17 protein-coding genes are annotated in these 18531 nt (G+C 73.2%); 10 read left to right on the top strand and 7 right to left on the bottom strand.

Going from position 1 to position 18531, the window contains the following annotated elements:
* A partial coding sequence (locus ABZS51_RS38895; RefSeq protein WP_355452243.1) for a hypothetical protein occupies positions 1-215 on the bottom strand: 215 nt, incomplete at its 3' end.
* A gap of 89 nt (positions 216-304) precedes the next feature.
* Between ABZS51_RS38895 and ABZS51_RS38890 the strand changes: the two genes are divergently transcribed.
* The 3 genes from ABZS51_RS38890 to fdhA all read left to right on the top strand — a co-directional run bounded on the left by ABZS51_RS38890 (position 305) and on the right by fdhA (position 4665).
* The gene (locus tag ABZS51_RS38890; RefSeq protein ID WP_355452240.1) at positions 305-2389 is read left to right on the top strand and encodes a SelB C-terminal domain-containing protein; all 2085 of its coding nucleotides are present in this window, start codon (positions 305-307) and stop codon (positions 2387-2389) included.
* An 87-nt stretch (positions 2390-2476) separates the two neighbouring features.
* Positions 2477-3379 (top strand): MIP/aquaporin family protein, encoded by a 903-nt coding sequence (locus tag ABZS51_RS38885; protein ID WP_355452237.1) that lies wholly within the window; start codon positions 2477-2479, stop codon positions 3377-3379.
* 59 nt (positions 3380-3438) lie between these two features.
* Positions 3439-4665, top strand: a complete 1227-nt coding sequence (gene fdhA / locus ABZS51_RS38880) for a formaldehyde dehydrogenase, glutathione-independent (RefSeq protein ID WP_355452234.1) — start codon at positions 3439-3441, stop codon at positions 4663-4665.
* A 113-nt stretch (positions 4666-4778) separates the two neighbouring features.
* On the opposite strand, the gene ABZS51_RS38875 is transcribed toward fdhA, so the two are convergent.
* Together ABZS51_RS38875 and ABZS51_RS38870 are read right to left on the bottom strand one after the other, a co-directional pair.
* Positions 4779-7169, bottom strand: coding sequence for an excinuclease ABC subunit UvrA (locus tag ABZS51_RS38875; RefSeq protein WP_355452231.1), 2391 nt, complete (start codon positions 7167-7169; stop codon positions 4779-4781).
* Positions 7170-7387: 218 nt separating this feature from the next.
* On the bottom strand, positions 7388-7651 hold the full coding sequence (locus ABZS51_RS38870) for a VOC family protein (protein WP_355452227.1): 264 nt from the start codon (positions 7649-7651) through the stop codon (positions 7388-7390).
* Positions 7652-7856: 205 nt separating this feature from the next.
* Here ABZS51_RS38870 and ABZS51_RS38865 point away from each other — a divergent pair, with 205 nt between their 5' ends.
* The 3 genes from ABZS51_RS38865 to ABZS51_RS38855 are packed head-to-tail and all read left to right on the top strand — an operon-like array spanning position 7857 to position 9705.
* The gene (locus ABZS51_RS38865; RefSeq protein ID WP_355452246.1) at positions 7857-8231 is read left to right on the top strand and encodes a helix-turn-helix transcriptional regulator; all 375 of its coding nucleotides are present in this window, start codon (positions 7857-7859) and stop codon (positions 8229-8231) included.
* A 20-nt stretch (positions 8232-8251) separates the two neighbouring features.
* Positions 8252-8893, top strand: a complete 642-nt coding sequence (locus tag ABZS51_RS38860) for a GntR family transcriptional regulator (RefSeq protein ID WP_355452224.1) — start codon at positions 8252-8254, stop codon at positions 8891-8893.
* A complete protein-coding gene (locus ABZS51_RS38855) occupies positions 8890-9705 on the top strand; it encodes an NAD(P)-dependent oxidoreductase (protein ID WP_355452221.1) in 816 nt (271 codons plus the stop codon). The genes ABZS51_RS38860 and ABZS51_RS38855 overlap by 4 nt, the downstream gene beginning before the upstream one ends.
* 53 nt (positions 9706-9758) lie before the next feature.
* Here ABZS51_RS38855 and ABZS51_RS38850 read toward each other — a convergent pair whose 3' ends face one another.
* Entirely contained in the window at positions 9759-10667 is a 909-nt protein-coding gene (locus ABZS51_RS38850) for an oxidoreductase (RefSeq protein WP_355452218.1), read from the bottom strand.
* A 105-nt stretch (positions 10668-10772) separates the two neighbouring features.
* Between ABZS51_RS38850 and ABZS51_RS38845 the strand changes: the two genes are divergently transcribed.
* The 3 genes from ABZS51_RS38845 (at position 10773) to ABZS51_RS38835 (ending at position 12970) form a co-directional block, all read left to right on the top strand.
* Positions 10773-11357 (top strand): GNAT family N-acetyltransferase, encoded by a 585-nt coding sequence (locus ABZS51_RS38845; RefSeq protein WP_355452215.1) that lies wholly within the window; start codon positions 10773-10775, stop codon positions 11355-11357.
* Positions 11358-11450: 93 nt separating this feature from the next.
* Entirely contained in the window at positions 11451-12119 is a 669-nt protein-coding gene (locus ABZS51_RS38840; RefSeq protein ID WP_355452212.1) for a methyltransferase domain-containing protein, read from the top strand.
* Positions 12116-12970: a hypothetical protein gene (locus ABZS51_RS38835; RefSeq protein ID WP_355452209.1), complete on the top strand. Its 855-nt coding sequence runs from the start codon at positions 12116-12118 to the stop codon at positions 12968-12970. Before ABZS51_RS38840 ends, ABZS51_RS38835 begins: the two co-directional genes overlap by 4 nt.
* Positions 12971-12995: 25 nt before the next feature.
* On the opposite strand, the gene ABZS51_RS38830 is transcribed toward ABZS51_RS38835, so the two are convergent.
* Genes ABZS51_RS38830 through ABZS51_RS38820 form a run of 3 tightly spaced genes read right to left on the bottom strand, consistent with a single transcriptional unit; the run spans position 12996 to position 17494 of the window.
* The gene (locus ABZS51_RS38830) at positions 12996-14588 is read right to left on the bottom strand and encodes a bis-aminopropyl spermidine synthase family protein (RefSeq protein ID WP_355452206.1); all 1593 of its coding nucleotides are present in this window, start codon (positions 14586-14588) and stop codon (positions 12996-12998) included.
* Positions 14589-14636: 48 nt separating this feature from the next.
* Positions 14637-15935 carry an aminotransferase class III-fold pyridoxal phosphate-dependent enzyme gene (locus tag ABZS51_RS38825; protein WP_355452203.1) on the bottom strand — a complete coding sequence of 433 codons (1299 nt, stop codon included), beginning with the start codon at positions 15933-15935 and terminating at the stop codon, positions 14637-14639.
* A gap of 17 nt (positions 15936-15952) precedes the next feature.
* Positions 15953-17494 carry a GMC family oxidoreductase gene (locus tag ABZS51_RS38820; RefSeq protein WP_355452200.1) on the bottom strand — a complete coding sequence of 514 codons (1542 nt, stop codon included), beginning with the start codon at positions 17492-17494 and terminating at the stop codon, positions 15953-15955.
* Positions 17495-17811: 317 nt separating this feature from the next.
* On the opposite strand from ABZS51_RS38820, the gene ABZS51_RS38815 reads away from it, so the two are divergent.
* On the top strand, positions 17812-18531 hold a 720-nt coding region (locus tag ABZS51_RS38815; protein ID WP_355452197.1), incomplete at its 3' end, for a ParB/RepB/Spo0J family partition protein.

Here is an 18531-nt window from a genome sequence, read left to right as displayed (position 1 = left end):
TCGCCGAGGCGCTTGTTGACGTCGCACAGCTCGTTGCGAAGGCGAATGTAGGACAGGGCGAACGTCGTGAAGCCCGCCCAGGGGTCCGGATCGGCGCCGCCGTGAGCCTCCCCGAACGGCTCGCCGCCCCGCTGCGGACCGGCGACCCGCCGGTCGTCGGCCGGATCGAGGACGGCCGTCTGCTGCTGGACCTGCGCGCCGTCCCGCCCGAACACGACGACGACCTCGTACGGGCCGTGCTGGCGTGCGCGGCGACGGCACGGCCGTCAGGAGGAGCCGGCGAAGACCGAGGGGGAGCGCAGGCATGACGCACGTCGTCGCCACCGCCGGCCACGTCGACCACGGCAAGTCCACCCTCGTACGGGCGCTCACCGGCATGGAGCCCGACCGGCTGGAGGAGGAGCGGCGGCGCGGGCTCACGATCGAGCTCGGCCACGCCTGGACGGTCCTGCCCTCGGGGGAGCGCCTCGCGTTCGTGGACGTGCCGGGCCACGAGCGGTTCCTGGCCACGATGCTGGCGGGGGTGGGGCCGGTGCCGGCCGTTATGTTCGTGGTGGCGGCCGACGAGGGGTGGATGCCGCAGTCGGAGGAGCACCTGGTGGCGCTGGAGGCCCTGGGAGTGCGGCACTGCGTGCTCGTGGTGACCCGGGCGGACCTGGCCGACCCGGCGCCGGCGGCCGAGCAGGCCCGCGCCCGCCTGAAGGCGGCCGGTTCCGGAGGTGGCGGTCCGGGCGGGGTCGAGACGGTGGTCGTCAGTGGGCGTACCGGGGAAGGGCTGGACCGGCTGCGGGCGGCGCTGGACCGGCTCGTGGCCGCGCTGCCGCCACCCGATCCGGCGGCCCCGGTCCGGCTGTGGGTGGACCGGGCGTTCAGCGTGACCGGCAGCGGGACGGTCGTCACCGGCACGCTGCCCGCCGGAACGATCACGGTGGGCGACGAGCTGCTGCTCGCCGGGGAGCCGGTGCGGGTCAGGTCGCTGGAGTCGCTGAAGGAGCCGCGTGACGCGGTGTCCGCGGTCGCCCGGGTGGCGGTCAACCTGCGCGGCCATGACCTCCCCGAACGAGGGCAGACACTCGTCACGCCGGGCCGGTGGACGTACACGGAGGAGGTGGACGTGCGGGTCTCGCCGGTCGGCGCCCCGCGCCGCACGGACCATCACCCCCCGGGTGCCGACCTCGGCGCGGACGGCGGCGCGGGCGGCGGCGCGGGCGGTGAGCCGGGCGACGACCTCGACGGCGGGCCGGGCGGACGGCCGGGCGGACGGGCGGGGTGGGCGTTGCCGGGGCGGCTGACCGTGCACGTGGGGTCGGCGGCGGTGACGTGCGAGGTGCGGCCCCTCGGCGGGTCCCTGGGCGGGCCGTTCGCGCGGCTGCGGCTGGCCCGGCCGCTGCCGCTCCACCTCGGCGACGTGCTGCTCCTGCGCGATCCCGGCCGCGACCCCGGGCGGGACCGCTCCGGGGTGCGGGTGCTCGCCGGCGCCACCGTCCTCGACGTACGCCCTCCGCCCCTACGCCGCCGAGGCGCGGCCCGTCAACGGGCCGCCCTGCTGGCCACGGCCCTCCAGGAGACGGCCCTCCAGCAGACGGCCCTCCAGCAGACGGCCGTCCAGGAGACGGCCGTCCAGGTGACGGCCGCGCCCGGGAGAGCCGCGCCGCGGACGCCGGCGCTCGACGCGGCAGTGCCCGAGACGGGCCCGCCGGACGGCGCGGTGCCCGGGACGGCGTTCGCCCTGCGTCTGCACGGGCTGCTCCGCGCCGCCGACCTGCGCGCCATGGGAGTCGATCCCGCCGCCGACGGGGAAGGAGCGCCGCAGCCCGTGTGCGACGGCTGGTACGCCGACCCCGGCCGCTGGGCCGAGGAGGGCCGGCGGCTGGAGGACGTGGTGCGGCGGCACGCGGCGGCCAACCCCCTGGAGCCCGGCATGCCCGTCGAGGCGGCTCGCCACGCGCTCGGCCTGCCCCATCGGCGGCTGGTCGCGGCGCTGGTACGGCCGCCGCTCACCGTCGCCGCGGGCCGGATCGCCGCCGGACCCGCGGGCCTGCCCGCGCCCGTGGCCAGGGCGGTCGAGCGGCTGAGGCGGGAGCTGGCGGACCGGCCGTTCCAGGCGCCGGACGCGGGCCGGCTGGCCGAGCTGGGACTGGGCGCGCGCGAGCTGGCCGCGGCCGAGCGGGCCGGGGCGCTGCTGCGCGTGGGAGACGGGATCGTGCTGCTGCCGGGCGCCGACGCGCGGGCGGCGGAGCTGCTGGGGCGCCTGCCGCAGCCGTTCACGGTCAGCCAGGCCAGAACCGTCCTCGGCACGAGCCGCCGGGTGGCCGTCCCCCTGCTCGAACACCTCGACAGAACCGGTCTCACCGAGCGTCTGGACGACACGCATCGGCGTCTCGTCTGACCTGCTCAGGGGCCCAATTCGGGTATATATTCGGAAATTGGGGGGTTCTCCTTTCGGGGATGTGAACCATCGTCATCGGGGGTTGCGATGGTTGGAGACCTACCGCGGCGTCTCGTCGCGGAAGCCATCGGAACGTTGCTGCTGGTGCTCTTCGGACCGGGCGCGGTGGTGGCGGCGCTGGTGATGGGGCACGGCACGCTCACCTACGCCGCTCTCGGCTTCATCTCGCTGTCGTTCGCCGTGGTCATCGCGCTCGTCGTCTACGCCTTCGGCACCACCTCCGGCGCCCACATCAACCCGGCCGTCACCATCGCGCTCGCCGCCGGCCGCAGGTTCCCGTGGTCGGAAGTGCCGCTCTACATCGTGGCGCAGCTCGTCGGCGCGTTCGCCGGCGGCCTGCTCATCGTCGGTGGCTTCGGCCGCCGGGCGGCCGCCCTCGGCACCGGGCAGACCGCCCTCGGGCCGGGTGTCGGCTACGGGCAGGGCATCCTGCTGGAGGCGCTGGGGACGTTCCTGCTGCTGCTCACGATCATGGCGCTGGCCGTGGACCGGCGCGCGCCGACCGGGTGGGCGGGATGGATGATCGGCCTGGCCGTCGCCGGGGAGATCTTCGTGATCGGCCCGCTGACCGGCGGCTCGGTCAACCCGGCCCGCACCTTCGGCCCGTACCTGACGACCAGCCTGTTCGGCGGCCACGCGCCCTGGGCGCAGTTCGGCGTGTACGTCATCGGCCCGATCGCCGGGGCCGTGGTCGCCGTGCTGGTGTACGACGCGGTGGCACGCCCGGCGCGGGAGGTGCCCGAGGAGGCCGAGCAGGGGACGGCCGGAGAGGTCGTCGGCGCCCGCGAGCCGCAGGGCGCCGAGCCCGGGCGGGCGGCGCAGGGCGCGGCCGGGGACATCCCGGCGGCCCGCAGCCCGGAGCACGACCACATCGACGAGCGCGTGGGGCACGGCATCCGCCGCCGCTGGCGCCACGGCCACGAGAGGTGATGCCCATCCGCGAACATCGCACGACCATCCGCAACTTCGCGTGAGGGAGGGGGCTCGTCATGCCTGGTAACAGGGGCGTTTCCTACGAAGGTCCGGGCAAGGTGGAGGTACGCGAGACCGATTATCCCGATTACGAGCTCAAGGACGGCCCAGGGGTGAACCCGGGCAACGTGGGACGCAAACTGCCCCACGCAGCGATACTCAAGGCCGTCGCCACGAACATCTGCGGAAGCGACCAGCACATGGTCCGCGGACGCACCACGGCCCCGCACGGGCTCATCCTCGGCCACGAGATCACCGGTGAGGTGATCGACACCGGTTCCGACGTCGAGTACATCCACACCGGCGACCTCGTGTCCGTACCGTTCAACATCGCCTGCGGACGCTGCCGCAACTGCAAGGAGGGCAAGACCGGCGTCTGCGAGAACGTCAACCCGGACCGTCCGGGATCCGCCTACGGCTACGTCGACATGGGCGGCTGGGTGGGCGGCCAGGCCGAGTACGTCCTGGTGCCCTACGCGGACTGGAACCTGCTGAAGTTCCCCGACAAGGAACGGGCGATGGAGAAGATCCTCGACCTGGCCATGCTCGCGGACATCTTCCCGACGGGGTTCCACGGCTGCGTGAGCGCCGGGGTGAAGCCGGGCTCGACCGTCTACGTCGCCGGCGCGGGCCCGGTCGGGCTCGCCGCCGCGTGCTCGGCGTTCCTGCTCGGCGCCGCCGTCGTCATCGTCGGCGACCTGAACAAGGAACGTCTCGACCAGGCGCACAGCTTCGGCTGCGAGACCGTCAACGTGGCCATGGGGGAGCCGAAGGACCAGATCGAGCAGATCCTCGGCGAGCCCGAGGTGGACTGCGCCGTGGACGCGGTCGGCTTCGAGGCCCGCGGCCACGGCAACGAGTCGGAGGTGGAGCGGCCCGCGACCGTGCTCAACACGCTGATGGACGTCACCCGTGCGGGTGGCGCGCTCGGCATCCCGGGCCTGTACGTGACCGGCGACCCGGGCGCGGCGGACGAGGCCGCCCAGCACGGCTCACTGTCGATCCGCATCGGGCTCGGCTGGGCGAAGTCGCACAGCTTCGTCACCGGCCAGTGCCCCGTCATGAGGTACAACCGCCAGCTCATGATGGCGATCCTGCACGACCGGGTGCAGATCGCCAAGGCGGTCAACGCCACGCCGATCCCGCTGGACGACGCCCCGCGGGGCTACCACGAGTTCGACGAGGGCGCGGCGCGCAAGTACGTGCTCGACCCGCACGGCATGCTGACCTCGACGTCCCGGTGACGTCGCGGTGAGGGTGCAGTGAGGGTGCACGCCGCGGGCGGCGGGATCTCGCCGCCCGCGGCCGCCTCCTCGACTCTCCGGTCCCTGGTGAGGGCCTCGGTGCGGGCTTGCCGTCAGGCGCCGACGTAGGCCGCGAGGTGCTCGCCGGTGAGGGTGGAGCGGGCGGCGACGAGGTCGGCGGGTGTGCCCTCGAAGACGATCCGGCCGCCGTCGTGGCCCGCCCCGGGGCCGAGGTCGATGATCCAGTCGGCGTGCGCCATGACCGCCTGGTGGTGCTCGATGACGATGACCGACTTGCCGGAGTCGACGAGCCGGTCGAGCAGGGCGAGCAGCTGCTCGACGTCCGCGAGGTGGAGGCCGGTGGTCGGCTCGTCGAGGACGTAGACGCCGCCCTTCTCGGCCATGTGGGTGGCCAGCTTGAGCCGCTGGCGCTCGCCGCCGGACAGCGTGGTGAGCGGCTGGCCCAGGCTGAGGTAGCCGAGCCCCACGTCGGCGAGCCGGCCCAGGATGGCGTGCGCGGCCGGCGTGCGCGCCTCGCCGGCGCCGAAGAACTCCTCTGCCTCGGTCACCGACATCGCGAGCACCTCGCTGATGTCGCGGCCGCCGAGATGGTAATCCAGCACCGATGCCTGGAACCGCTTCCCGTCGCACTCCTCGCAGGTGGTGGCGACGCCCGCCATGATCGCCAGGTCGGTGTAGATGACACCGGCGCCGTTGCAGGCGGGGCAGGCGCCCTCGGAGTTGGCGCTGAACAGCGCCGGCTTCACGCCGTTGGCCTTCGCGAACGCCTTGCGGATCGGGTCGAGCAGCCCGGTGTACGTCGCCGGGTTGCTCCGTCGCGAGCCGCGGATCGGGGTCTGGTCGACCGACACCACATCGGCGCCGGCGGGGATGGACCCGTTCACGAGCGAGCTCTTGCCGGAGCCGGCGACGCCGGTGACGGCCACGAGCACCCCCAGCGGGATGTCGACGTCGACGTCGCGCAGGTTGTGCGCCGTCGCGCCGCGGATCTTCAGCGTGCCGGTGGGCGTCCGCACCGTCTCCTTGAGGGGGGCCCGGTCGTCGAGGTGGCGGCCGGTGATGGTGCCGCTGGCCCGCAGCCCCTCGACGGTGCCCTCGTAGCAGAGGGTGCCGCCCGCCGTGCCGGCGCCGGGGCCGAGGTCGACGACGTGGTCGGCGATCGCGATCGTCTCCGGCTCGTGCTCCACGACGAGCACCGTGTTGCCCTTGTCCCGCAGCCGTAGCAGCAGGTCGTTCATCCGCTGGATGTCATGGGGGTGCAGGCCCGTGGTGGGCTCGTCGAAGACGTAGGTGACGTCGGTGAGCGAGGAGCCGAGGTGGCGGATCATCTTGACGCGCTGCGCCTCGCCGCCCGACAGCGTGCCCGACGACCGGTCGAGGCTGAGGTAGCCGAGCCCGATCTCGACGAACGAGTCGAGCGTCTGCCGCAGCGTCGCCAGCAGCGGCGCCACCGACGGCTCGTCGAGGCCGCGGACCCACTCGGCCAGGTCGCTGATCTGCATCGCGCACGCGTCGGCGATGTTGATCCCGCCGATGCGCGAGGACCGGGCACCCTCGTTCAGCCTGCTGCCATCGCAGTCGGGGCAGGTGGTGAAGGTGACCGCCCGGTCCACGAACGCCCGGATGTGCGGCTGCATCGACGCCCGGTCCTTGGACAGGAACGACTTCTGGATCTTCGGGATCAGCCCCTCGTAGGTCAGGTTGACGCCGTCGATCTTGATCTTGGTCGGCTCCTTGTGCAGCAGGTCGTGGAGCTCGGCCTCGGTGTACGCGTGGATCGGCTTGTCCGGGTCGAACAGGCCGCAGCCGCGGAAGATGCGGCCGTACCAGCCGTCCATGCTGTAGCCGGGGATCGTCAGCGCGCCCTCGTTGAGCGACAGGCCGTCGTCGTACAGCGCGGACAGGTCGAAGTCGGTGACCGAGCCCGTGCCCTCGCAACGCGGGCACATGCCGCCGGTGATGCTGAAGCTGCGTCGCTCCTTCACGGCCTTGCCGGCGCGCTCCAGCGTGACCGTGCCCGCTCCGCTGATCGAGGCGACGTTGAAGGAGAACGCCTTGGGAGAGCCGATGTGCGGCCGGCCGAGCCGGCTGAACAGGATGCGCAGCATCGCGTTCGCGTCGGTGGCGGTGCCGACGGTGGAGCGGGGATCGGCACCCAGCCGCTGCTGGTCGACGATGATCGCGGTCGTCAGCCCGTCGAGGACGTCGACCTCGGGCCGCGCCAGCGTCGGCATGAAGCCCTGCACGAAGGTGCTGTAGGTCTCGTTGATCATCCGCTGCGACTCCGCGGCGATCGTGCCGAACACCAGCGAGCTCTTGCCCGAGCCGGAGACACCGGTGAACACCGTCAGCCGGCGCTTCGGGAGCTCGACGGTGACGTCCTTGAGGTTGTTCTCCCGCGCGCCGTACACGCGGATCAGACCGTGGCTGTCGGCGGCGTGCGGCGCCGTCGGCGGCGTGTCCGTCCTCGTGGCCATGCTCATCGTGTCTCCATCTATCTGTCGGTCCAGCTGTTGGACGGGCCCGCCTGGCCGGGTCTGGCTAGCTTTGAGAAGTATGTCTGATATCCACCGTCACCCCGCCGCAGCGCGTGGGAACGGGGCCGGCGCTCATCGGTCCTGGAGCAGCCCGAGGACGTTGCCGTCGGGGTCGGTGACGGTGGCCACCAGGCGGCCGCCGCCGACGTCGTGCGCGGCCTCCTTCACGACCGCGCCCGCCGCGGTAACTCGGCCAGCTTCGCCTCGATGTCGGGCACGTGCCAGTAGGCCACCGGCGACCTCATGCCCTGGGGTCCGCCGTTCGGCACCAGCCCGATGTGCTGGCCCTCGGCCTCGAAGCCGACGTAGTAGGACTCGTCGGTCTGCGGCTGTACGCCGAGCAGCGCCGCGTACACCGCCTTGGCCTTCGCCAGGTCGGACACGGGGTGCAGCACGGTCTTGATGCCCTGGGTGGAAGAGCCCGTCATGGTCACTCCTTGAGTTCGTGGGTCACACCGGCGTGACCGCCATGACGCCTACGCTAGACGCGGCTCGTCGACCGGCGCTTCTCCATTCCTGACCGGTCCGCGACCTGTCCCGTCACGCCGCTGATCTCAGGTGATGTGGGAAGCTGGTCAGGTGAAACGCCAGGATCTGGGCGACCTCGTGCGGCTGCGGCGGGCCCGCGACCGGATGGACCGCGAATACGCCGAGCCGCTCGACGTCCCGGCGCTGGCGCGAGACGCGCTGATGTCGCCGGGCCATTTCTCCCGCAGCTTCCGCGCCGCTTTCGGCGAGACGCCCTACAGCTACCTGATGACCCGCCGCATCGAGCGGGCCAAGGCGCTGCTGGAGCGCGGCGACCTCTCGGTGACCGAGGTCTGCTTCGCGGTCGGCTGTACGTCGCTGGGGTCGTTCAGCTCACGCTTCACCGAGCTGGTCGGCGAGAGCCCGAGCGCCTACCGGGCCCGGAGTCACGACCAGGGCGGGGCCCTACCCGCGTGCATGGCCAAGATCCACGCGCGACCGGTCAGGAACGGATCCGCAGGCCCCGCCAACCATCTCTGAAATACAATATATTGTCAGGCATGGAGCATCTGGTCACCTCGGCGCGGGATGTGGCGTACGCCTATCTGCGGGGCCGCCTGGTCGAGGGTCACCTGCCGCCGGGGGAGGTTCTGGACGACGCCACCATCGCTCAGGAGATCTCCGTGAGCAGGACCCCTGTCCGCGAGGCGCTGATCCAGCTGGAGCGCGAGGGCGTGGTGGCCATGCCGCCCCGCAGGCGGCCGAAGGTGGCCGAGGCGCACGCCGGCGACCTTGAGCTGATCATCGCGCCGCTGGGCATCCTGCAGGCGCTGGCCGCCCAGCTCGCCGCGCCCCGCGCCACCGGCGACGACGTGGCCGCCCTGCGTGCCCTCAACGACGAACTGCTGGACGCGCTGCGAGAGGGCGACGTCGGCCGGGCACGCCTCGCCGACCTCGCCTTCCACCGGGTGCTGGTCTCCCGGGCCGACAACAGGTTCCTCACCTCCGCGATCGACTCGCTGGAGCTGCACACCAGCCGGACCGTCTCGCTGTACTTCCGCAACCGGGGACCTGACGGGCGCTCCGCCCGCGAGCACGACGAGATCATCGAAGCGGTCGCCGCCCACGACGGCCTCGGCGCGGCCAGGGCGACGCGCAGCAACTACCTCAGGGGGCTGCCCGCGATCGGTGAGCCGGAATGACCGGGCTTCCCGCACGCGTCCTCGTCACCGGAGCGGCCGGGAACATCGGGCGGGCGCTGAGGCGCGGCCTGCTGCCGGAGATCGCCCAGGTGCGGCTTTCGGACGTCCGCGACATCGACGGGCTCGCCGCGCACGAGGAGTTCGTCCCGGCTGACCTCACCGACCTGGAGCAGGTGCGAGCCGCCGTGCGCGGCGTCGACGCGGTGGTGCACCTGGGAGGCGTCGCCGACGAGACCGATTTCGACACCATCAAGGGGCCCAATCTGCACGGCGTCCACAACGTCTTCGAGGCGTGCCGCAGGGAGGGCGTCCGGCGCGTCGTCAACACCAGCTCCAACCGGATCACCGGCTTCTACCCGGCGGGGACGCTGCTCGACGGGCGGGAGGCGGCCCGGCCCGACGGGCTGTACGGCGCGGCCAAGGCCTTCGGGGAAGCGCTGGGCAGTCTGTACGCCGACCGCTTCGGCCTCGACGTGATCTCCGTGCGCGTCGGGTCCTTCGAAGAGCGTCCCACCGAACCGCGTCATCTGCACACCTGGCTGAGCCACGCCGACGCGGCCCGGCTCTACCGGGCCTGCCTGACGGCGCCGGCCGGGCTGGGACACGTGGTCGTCTACGGCGTTTCGCGCAACGCGCGGTCGTGGTGGACGCAGAGCGCCGGGGCGAGGGCTCTCGGATACGCGCCGATGGACGACGCGGAGGACTTCGCGGAGGAGCTGGGACCGTACACCGAGCACTGTCAGGGCGGCAGGTACACGGACTACGAGTACGGCGGCTGGGCCGCCAGGCCGGCCGGTGACCCGGAGCGGTAGTCCCGGAGCGGTAGCCCCGGAGCGGTAGAACGGTCACCGGCCGGCGTCCTGCCCTACTCGCTGTCCTGGTGAAGGGCCGAAAGGCGCCCCATCTCGTCCTCCGAGAGTCGCAGCGCGCCCGCGGCCACGTTGTCGGCCAGGTGATCCGGGTTGCCGGTGCCCGGGATGACCAGCACATGGGGCCCCTGGTGGAGGGTCCACGCCAGCCTGACCTGCGCGGGCGTCACACCGTGCGCGCGGGCGACGGCGAGCACCGTCTCGCTGTCGGTCGCGCTCGCGCCCGCCTCCCGCCCGGCGCCGGCGATCGCGAAGAACGGCACGAAGGCGACGGCCTGCTCACCACAGGCCCGCAGGAACTCCTGCTCCTCGGCCGGCGCGCCGACGCCGTAGGGGTTCTGCACGCAGACCACCGGCGCCACGGCCTGGGCCTCGGCCAGCTGCTCGGGCGTGGCGTTGGATATCCCGAGGTGGCGTACGAGCCCGGCGTCGCGCAGATCGGCCAGCGCCCCGAAGTGCTCGGCGATCGAGCCGGTCCTCCGGCTCGGGGGGACGCGCAGGTTCACCACGTCCAGGTGGTCACGGCCCAGCTGGCGCAGGTTCTCCTCGACCTGGCCGCGCAACTGCTCCGGCGTGGCCCACCACCATGCGCCCGAGGGGTCCCGGCCCGGCCAGACCTTGGTGGTGATGACCAGGTCGTCCGGGTACGGCGCCAGCGCCCGGTTGATCAGCTCGTTGGCGGAGCGCAGCGAGGAGAAGTAGTACGAGGCGGTGTCGATGTGGTTGACGCCCAGCTCGATCGCGCGCCGGAGCACCTTGATCGAGCGTTCGCGGTCGCTCGGCGTGCCCAGGTCGAACGCGGCGCTGCCCGTGAGACGCATGGCACCGAACCCGACGCGATTGACCGTGAGGTCACCCAGCTTCCAGATGCCTGCGGCGGCTGCGGTGTTGGTGTGTGAAGTCATGAAAAAAGCCTCCTCGGGGCACGAATCCGTACCGAGAAGGCTTAGGTGATGAAGAACATCATATCAGGACGCTGGCCCAGCCAGGATGGCCGCTATTGTCCCTCCATGGCACAACACCACGAAGCTCGGCAGGCGGACGGCTCCCCCCGGGTGACCCTGCGCCCGCTCACCGGTGACGACCAGGACGAGTTCCTCGATCTGGTGAACGCCAGCACCGCCCTGCACGGGCCGTACATGTCGCCGCCCTCCACCCCGGAGGCGTTCCGGGCCTACCTCGCACGGTACGAGCAGCCCGGCGAGGAGGCGCTGCTGGTCTGCCTGCGCGGCACCGGTGCCATCGCCGGCGTCGTCAACATCAACAGCATCATCCGCGGCCGCTTCCAGTCCGCCTCCCTCGCCTACGCGGCCTTCGCGCCCACCGCGGGCCAGGGGTACATGTCCGAAGGACTCGGCCTGGTGCTGCGCCACGCCTTCGAGGAGCTGCGCCTGCACCGGCTGGAGGCCCAGATCCAGCCCGCCAACCACGCCTCCCTTAATCTGGTCAAGCGCGCCGGCTTCCGCAGCGAGGGCTGCTCGCCCGAGCTGCTGTTCATCGACGGCGCCTGGCGCGACCACGAGCGCTGGGCGATCACCACCTCCATGGCCGGCCTGGCCCACCTCGCACCGCACCCCACCCTGCCCGAACGCTGAGCCCTCGCGCCGTACGAACATTGCCCGATCTTGAGCGGGGGTGCGATGCTGGCCCCTCGCGTGCCCGCTGGATCATGGCAGAGGAGAGTGCGGATGGGGGACCTCCGGCCGTCGTCATGGGGAGTGCTGGGCAGGGACGAGCCCTTCAGCGACTGCTTCGGCTACGACCGCGGGACTCCCGTCGACCGCGTCCACATCGACGCCTTCCTGACCGCCTGCGCCCACCTGATCCGGCCGCCGCTGCTGGAGATCGGTGAGGACGTCTACGCGCGGAGGTTCGCCGGCGACGAGGCACTGGTGGACGTCGTGGACATCGACCCGGGCAACGACGACGCGACGCTGATCGCCGACCTGTCCGAGCCGGGCTCCCTGCCCGCCGGGCGCTACCGCTGCGTCCTCCTCGTGCAGACCCTCCAGTACGTACGGGACCCGCGCGCCGCGCTGCTCAACGTGCGGCGCAGCCTGGCCCCGTCGGGCACCCTGCTGGTGACGGTGCCCGGGATCAGCCGCACCGACCCCGTGGACGACGCCCTGATGGCCGACCGGTGGCGGTTCACCCCGGCGGGCCTGCGTGACCTGCTGGCCGACGTCTTCGGGCCAGAGTCGGTGCGGTGCCGCGGCTACGGGGGCCTGCGTGATGCCACCGCCTTCCTGTACGGCCTGGCGGCCGAGGAGGCCGGCATGCCGGAAGGAGGCGCCGGGGACGCCGGAGGCGCGGAGTTCCCCGTGGTGGTCTGCGGCACGGCGCGGAGCGGAGCGTGACCGGCTCGCCGCCCCCGGCCGAGGCCGCCGCCTCGCCGTCCCCGGCTCAGGCCGCCGCCTCGCCCCTTCTCGCTCCGGCCGCGGCGCCCGGTGTGCTTCTCACCGCCGAGGCGGCCGAGGAGGTGCTCGCGGCCGTGGTCCTGGCCCTGCGGCGGCTGTGCGCGGGGGAGGCGGAGCGGCACCTGCGGGCGCCGCCCGTCCTGGGGGCCGCGGTGGCGGAACGGGCCGGCTACGCCGCGTCGTTCCCGCACCTGCTCGCCGGGGTCAGCCAGGGTGGGACCGCCACGGATTTGGTGCTCACCCCAGCGGCCTGTTACCACGTGTACCCGCTGTACGAGGGGCGCGTCCTCGCCGGGCCGGCCGAGTTGAGCGTGCTGGCCGACTGCTACCGGCAGGAGGCGACGGCGGAGCCCGGCCGCCTGCGATCGTTCCGCATGTTCGAGACGGTACGGCTCGGAGCGCCGGAGCAGTGCGTGACCTGGCGCGACGACCGGCTCGACCGGCTCGCCCGCTGGCTGGGGACCCTGGGCGTGCCCGCCGAGGCGCGGCCGGCGAACGACCCCTTCTGGGGGCGGCCGGGCCGCCTGCTGGCCGCCGCGCAGCGGGCCGACGGGCTCAAGTGGGAGCTGGCCGCGGGCGTCGCGGCCGGACTCCGGCAGGCCGTGGTGTCGGTCAACTACCACAAGGAGCACTTCGGCGCCGCGTTCGGCATCCGGACCTCCGACGGGGCGCCCGCGCACACCGCCTGCCTGGGCGTCGGCCTGGAACGGCTGCTGCTGGCCCTGCACCACGCCCACGGCCCCGCGCCGGAGCGCTGGCCCGCCCCGGTGCGCGCCGCCCTGGCGCTGTGAGCCCTGGCGCTGCGAGAGGGGCCGGTCAGCTCTCCGGCGCCGCCGCCCGCAGGGTCGCGCGGACGGCCTCGCCCAGCTCGGCGAGGCGGTGGACGGGCAGTTCGAGGGCGGTGACGCCGTCGGCCCAGGGGGCCGTCCGCAGGACGACGTCGCGGGCCTGCCGCTTGGTCAGCCCGGAGTCGGCGCCGGTCAGCGCCTCCCGCCAGGTGTTGACCAGCTTGCCGTGCGCCCGGTCGAGGAGCCGCCGCAGCAGGAGGCCGGCGGCGTCGCCGGCGGGCTCACGGCGTACGGCGTCGACGGCGGCGCCCTGGACGGAGAGCTCGTAGACCGGCGACAGGAGCCCGGCGAGCGCCGTCACGTCCCCCGGCGGCTCGGCGGGGAAGGCCCGGACGTGGCCCGCCCTGGCCGCCAGGAGCAGGCGCGGCAGGGCCGCCTCCAGGCCGGCGGGCACGGCGATCGCCACCCGGCCGGGGGAGGCGGCGTACGGCTTGGCCAGCCAGGTGGTCAGGCGCACCCGGGGCGTGCGCGGCAGGAACCCGGCCGGCCAGTCGCCCACCAGCAGGTCGGGGGCGAAGTCGGTGGCCTCGGCCGTCAGGCGGCCGTCGCCGGGGCCGGCCTGACTCTCCACCGACTGCGGCCCCTGGGTGTAGATGGCGGCGCTGAAGCGCTCGACCCGCGCGGCCACGGCGGGCTTCGACTTGGTGGTGGGCCGCAGGACGTACAGGTCGGCGGCCGAGCCGATGGCCTCCGCCCCGAAATAGCTGTTGAAATCGGGATACATGGCCTCGTAGGCGAGGTTGAGCTCGGACAGGGAGCCCTGCACCTTCAGGGCGAGCATCGGCGTGCGCTCGCTGGCGCCGTACGCCAGCAGCACCCGGCCCTGCTCCTGGTCCTGGAGGCCCTCCACGCACCGGGCGACGAACAGCCCGATGCCCTCCGGGGTGTACGGCGGGTCCGTCACCGCGACGTCGGCGTAGCCGTGGAGCGACGGCGGCAGACCCAGCCGCAGGTCCGCCCACCTGGTCCGCACGGACAGGCCCAGCTCGTCGGCGCACGCGTCGATGTAGGCGAGGATGCGCTCGTCGATGTCGGCCACCGCGACCTCGGCCCCGGGGTGGATCAGCGCGATGGCGAGCGAGGTCAGGTCGTGGTCGCCGACGCACAGCACGCGCGCGCCGGGCGGCCAGGACCGCGCGCCGAGCAGCAGCGCCCGCCGCACGACCGTCTCGGGCGTGGCGGAGACGTGGTCCAGCGCCTGCCTGGCGCGCGGAGCGCCCGCGATCAGCTTCGCCATCCGTTCCACCACGTCCGCGTGGCCGGGCAGGAGGTGATCGACCGGCCCGGCGGGGCCGGCGGGCCGGTCGCCGTCCAGCAGGCCGCGCGCCCGCTCCGGGGCCAGGCGGAAGCGGTCGCCGGAGCGCTCGGCGCGCAGCTCGCGCAGCACGGCCTCGACCGACCGCCTCGACGTGGCGGTCCGCCGCACCAGGTCGGCGAGCGTCCACCACGACCCGTCGCCCAGCGCGGACAGCACCTCGAAGGCGCGCCTCGGGTCCAGGCCGCTCGCCGCCGCCAGGGTCCGTACGTCGGCCGGTTCGCTCTGCTGCTCCTCGTGATCCACAGCGAGAACCCTAACGGGGCCGGGCGGCGGCGGGGCACGTCTTCACGATCATGCCGTTGGGGCGGCGGAGCTCCACCAGCGCTCGACCGTCTCCCGGGTGGCCGCGAAGTGCTCGGCGGCGTAGGGGACGGCGGCCGCCGTGCCGTCCCCGCGCGCTCCCGCAGCGCCGCGGGACAGGGCGCGGGGCAGGGCGCGGGCGGCGGCGTCCAGGAACCCCTCGACGTCCTCGTCCGTCAGCGCCGCCGACGGCATGAAGCGCTGGCCGTACTCCATCGGGTAGCCGCTGTCCCGCAACGACGCGAAGAAGCGCCGCCCGAGCTCCGCGTCGGCGAACACGACGTCGAACATGGTGGGCCAGGCGCGCGCCCACGCCGCCACGGACGCCTCCTCGAACAGGCGGTCCAGCCCGCGCATGAGCCGCTCGCCCGCCGCCCGCATCGCCTCGATCGTGGCCCCGCCCGCGCCGGCGTCCAGCGTCGCCAGCGCCGCGGCGAACGGGGTGACCTCGCGCTGGTAGGTGTTGCCGAGGTGGGTCCGGCGCGCCGCCCTCATGACCGCGGCGTCCCCGGCGACGGCGGAGAGGGCGAAGCCGTTGGCCAGGCCCTTGCTCAGCGTGACGAGATCGGGGCTCACTCCCGCGGCGGCGTGGTAGCCGCCCCAGGCGTAGCGGAAGCCGGTCATGACCTCGTCGAGGACGAGCAGGCCGCCGTGGGCGCGGGTGATGCGCTCCACCTCGCGGACGAACGCGGGAGGGAAGACGTTCACCTCGGGGGTGACGATCACCGCGGCGAGGTCGCCGCGCCGCCGCGCGAGCCGGTCGAGCAGGTCCAGGTCGTAGCCGAAGTCGACCGTGTCGGGGTCGCGGTCCGGCAGCCCCTGGGAGGGGCGGTACTGCAGCTGCCAGTCGTGCCACCCGTGGTAGCCGGAGGTGAGCACCGTGCGGGCGCCGGTGTGCACCCGGGCCAGGCGGACCGCGGCGGTCGTGGCGCACGACCCCGTCCGGAAGAACTCGACGGCCTGCGCGCACGGGAAGATCCCGACGATCCGGTCCGCCACCTCCTCGCGCAGGGGCGAGGTCGCCTCCGGCAGGATGCCGCCGCCGCGGCGCAGCTCCGCGACCGCCGCGTCCACCACGGGCGGGTACCCGGCGCCGAGCGGCGCGGCGCCGCTGCACGACGACAGGTCCACGTGGCAGCGGCCCTGGGTGTCCCACACCCGCGCGCCCGAGGCCCGCTCGAACACCGGCCCCGAGCGGGGCCGCGCCAGCGAGCCCGCGCGCGGGGGCTCGCCCGCCGTCTTCTCGGCGTCTGCGGCGGCGGTGTGGGGGACGTGGGCTGTACGGGCCATGGGGGTTCTCCCTCGGGTCAGATGGCGGCCGTTGCGAGGTCCCGGGCGATCCGCCGGGCGATTCGGGAGGCGTTGGCGAGGATGGTGAGCGTCGGATTCACACCGCCGGGATAGGGAAAGAATCCGCCGTCCACGACATAGACGTTTTCCTGGTCGTGAATCCGCCCGCCGGCGTCGACCACGGACGTGCGCGGATCGTCTCCCGCGCGGCAGCCGCCGTGCAGATGGCGGCTCCCGCGTTCGTATCCGGACGCTTCGAGCCGGATACGGGTGGCCCCCGCGGAAATAAGAAGCTTTGTGGCCTGTTCGGCCAGGTAATCGAGCCGTGTTCTATCTAATGGATGTGTTTCATACTCCATTAGTATCTTTCTGACGCCGAGTCCGTTTCTCTGGTTGGACAGGCGTACCCGGTTGCGCCACATCGGCTGGTCGGCGGCGAGATAGTGCACGCGCAGCGGCATCGTCCCTTCGCGGGGGCCGCGCTCGGCCGGGCTCGCCTCGTACAGGACGCCGCCCAGGCCGCTGGGGCAGGCGTCGTCGAGGTAGTGGTCGGAGAAGGCGACGGTCGAGAACGGGCCGCCGAGCGCGTGGGCCGTCCGGGCGGGCGCGGGGACCGTTCCGGCCGCGTAGCCGCTGACCTTGAAGCACAGACCGCGCCCGACCACGCCGTGGCGGTTGCCGAGGCCCGACGGCGACCAGCGGGTGGGGGAGCGCAGCAGGAGCGCCGAGGACTGCACGGCGTTCGCGGCCAGCACCACGCACCGGGTACGGGTCGTGCGCCGGACCCCGGCGCGCCGGTCCAGCCATTCGACCGCCCCGGCGCGGTCGAGGGCGGAGGCGTGCACGCGCAGCGCCCTGCCTCCGGTGGCGACCACCAGCGAGCCGTCCTCGCGGGCCGGGTCGAGCAGCGTGGAGACCAGGTCCGCCTTCGCCCCGGAGGGGCAGGCGTGCTCGTTGCACGGTCCGCAGCGGTCGCAGGCGGGGCGTCCCCGGTACGGGGCGGAGTTGATGAGCAGGGGCGTCGGGAAGGGGCGCAGGCCGAGACGGCGGCCCGCGGTGGCGAGCAGCAGGCCGTGCGGGCTGTAGGGGTGCGGGGGGAGCGGGGGGCCGGCGCCGTCGGGTTCGAGCGGGTCGGCGCCCCGGGCCCGGGCCACGCCCAGCAGGCCCTCCACCTCGTCGTAGTGCTCGCGCAGGTCCGCGTACGCCAGGGGCCAGCGGGGGTCGAGGGCGTCGTCGGCGACGTGCTTGCGGGCGTCGAAGTCGACGTGCCGGAGCCGGAAGCCGATGCCGGCGAACAGCCCCATCCCGCCGCCCAGGCCCCGCGCCGACCACGGGCGCCCGAGGGGGACCGTCCGGCGCCCTCCCGTCCGCACCAGGGCGGGCTCCCAGCCGGGTTCGAGGGCGTCGAGCGTCGCGCCGGGGCCGATCCGGTCGCCCTCCTCCAGCAGCAGCACCCGCAGGCCGCTGCGGGCCAGCAGGTGAGCCGTGACGGCGCCGCCCGGACCGCTGCCGATGACGCACACATCGGTCGACCGATAAAAGGCCGAGGCGTTCCGCACGGCGTTCAGCAGCTCCTGGGATGCATCATTCTCCGCGATGTCCACAGGCTAGCAACGAACCCGGCGATCACGTCAAACAGCGAACTATTACTAATAGTCACTATTGCGTGACAGATAGCACGTAATTGAAGGATGTATCGGTCCAGTGGAACAAAAGCTGCGTTATGGACTATCCGGATCTTGTGTGCTGTCATATGTGCCCTGCAAGCGTCGTCCGCACCCGACGCGGGCTCGCACCGGTGGCCGTCTCACACACCGGGGGAAATGTGGGAGTTCAGTCAGACCGTGAAAGTGATGAGCCGCGTCAGGTGTACGCGGTGCACATCAAGCTGCTGAAGAGGGGGGACTCGCCGCGCGTCCTGGGGGTGGACGAGGAGCACGTGCGCCGGCTGGCCGAGATCGACGACGACCTCCCGCCCATCCTGGTCCACCGGGCGACCATGCGGGTGATCGACGGGATGCACCGCCTGGGGGCGGCGATACTCAACGGCCGTCAGACGATCCTCGTGCGGTTCTTCGAGGGCAGCGACGAGGCGGCCTTCCTGGCGGCGGTCCGGGCCAACACCGCCCACGGCATGCCGCTGTCGCTGCAGGACCGGCGCGTGGCCGCGATGCGCATCCTCGAGTCCCATCCGGGCATGTCGGATCGGGCGGTCGCCGAGGTCGCGGGCTTGTCGGCGAAGACGGTGAGCGGCCTGCGCCGCTGTTCGACCGCTGAGACTCCACAGTTGAACGCCCGCATCGGCAAGGACGGCCGGCGCCGGCCGCTGAACGCCGAGGAGGGGCGGCTGCGCGCGGCCCGGGTGATCGCCGCCAACCCGGACGCCTCCCTCCGCAAGATCGCCGCGGACGCCGCCGTCTCGGTCGGCACCGCCCACGCCGTGCGCCAGCGGATCCGGCGCGGCGAGGACCCCATGGCGCCGCGCGTCACGGAGCGTCTCGGCGGCGTGCCGGGGATCGGCGATGTTGACCAGGCCGAACAGGCCGTAGATCTGGCCGATGAACGTGCTGGACGTCGCCGCGTAGGGCGTCTGGTC

The sequence above is a fragment of the Nonomuraea sp. NPDC005501 genome (assembly GCF_040605905.1).
Taxonomy (GTDB): domain Bacteria; phylum Actinomycetota; class Actinomycetes; order Streptosporangiales; family Streptosporangiaceae; genus Nonomuraea.
Note: the sequence above shows the minus strand (reverse complement) of the source record. Positions and strands in the feature narration are given on the sequence as shown.

Bases quoted from the DNA above. Each gene is read 5' to 3' on its own strand.
- ABZS51_RS38825 (WP_355452203.1), bottom strand. From the start codon at position 15,935: ATGGCCCGTACAGCCCACGTCCCCCACACCGCCGCCGCAGACGCCGAG.
- ABZS51_RS38885 (WP_355452237.1), top strand. From the start codon at position 2,477: ATGGTTGGAGACCTACCGCGGCGTCTCGTCGCGGAAGCCATCGGAACG.
- ABZS51_RS38865 (WP_355452246.1), top strand. From the start codon at position 7,857: ATGGACCGCGAATACGCCGAGCCGCTCGACGTCCCGGCGCTGGCGCGA.
- ABZS51_RS38890 (WP_355452240.1), top strand. From the start codon at position 305: ATGACGCACGTCGTCGCCACCGCCGGCCACGTCGACCACGGCAAGTCC.
- ABZS51_RS38850 (WP_355452218.1), bottom strand. From the start codon at position 10,667: ATGACTTCACACACCAACACCGCAGCCGCCGCAGGCATCTGGAAGCTG.
- fdhA (WP_355452234.1), top strand. From the start codon at position 3,439: ATGCCTGGTAACAGGGGCGTTTCCTACGAAGGTCCGGGCAAGGTGGAG.
- ABZS51_RS38845 (WP_355452215.1), top strand. From the start codon at position 10,773: ATGGCACAACACCACGAAGCTCGGCAGGCGGACGGCTCCCCCCGGGTG.
- ABZS51_RS38855 (WP_355452221.1), top strand. From the start codon at position 8,890: ATGACCGGGCTTCCCGCACGCGTCCTCGTCACCGGAGCGGCCGGGAAC.
- ABZS51_RS38860 (WP_355452224.1), top strand. From the start codon at position 8,252: ATGGAGCATCTGGTCACCTCGGCGCGGGATGTGGCGTACGCCTATCTG.
- ABZS51_RS38875 (WP_355452231.1), bottom strand. From the start codon at position 7,169: ATGAGCATGGCCACGAGGACGGACACGCCGCCGACGGCGCCGCACGCC.
- ABZS51_RS38840 (WP_355452212.1), top strand. From the start codon at position 11,451: ATGGGGGACCTCCGGCCGTCGTCATGGGGAGTGCTGGGCAGGGACGAG.
- ABZS51_RS38870 (WP_355452227.1), bottom strand. From the start codon at position 7,651: ATGACGGGCTCTTCCACCCAGGGCATCAAGACCGTGCTGCACCCCGTG.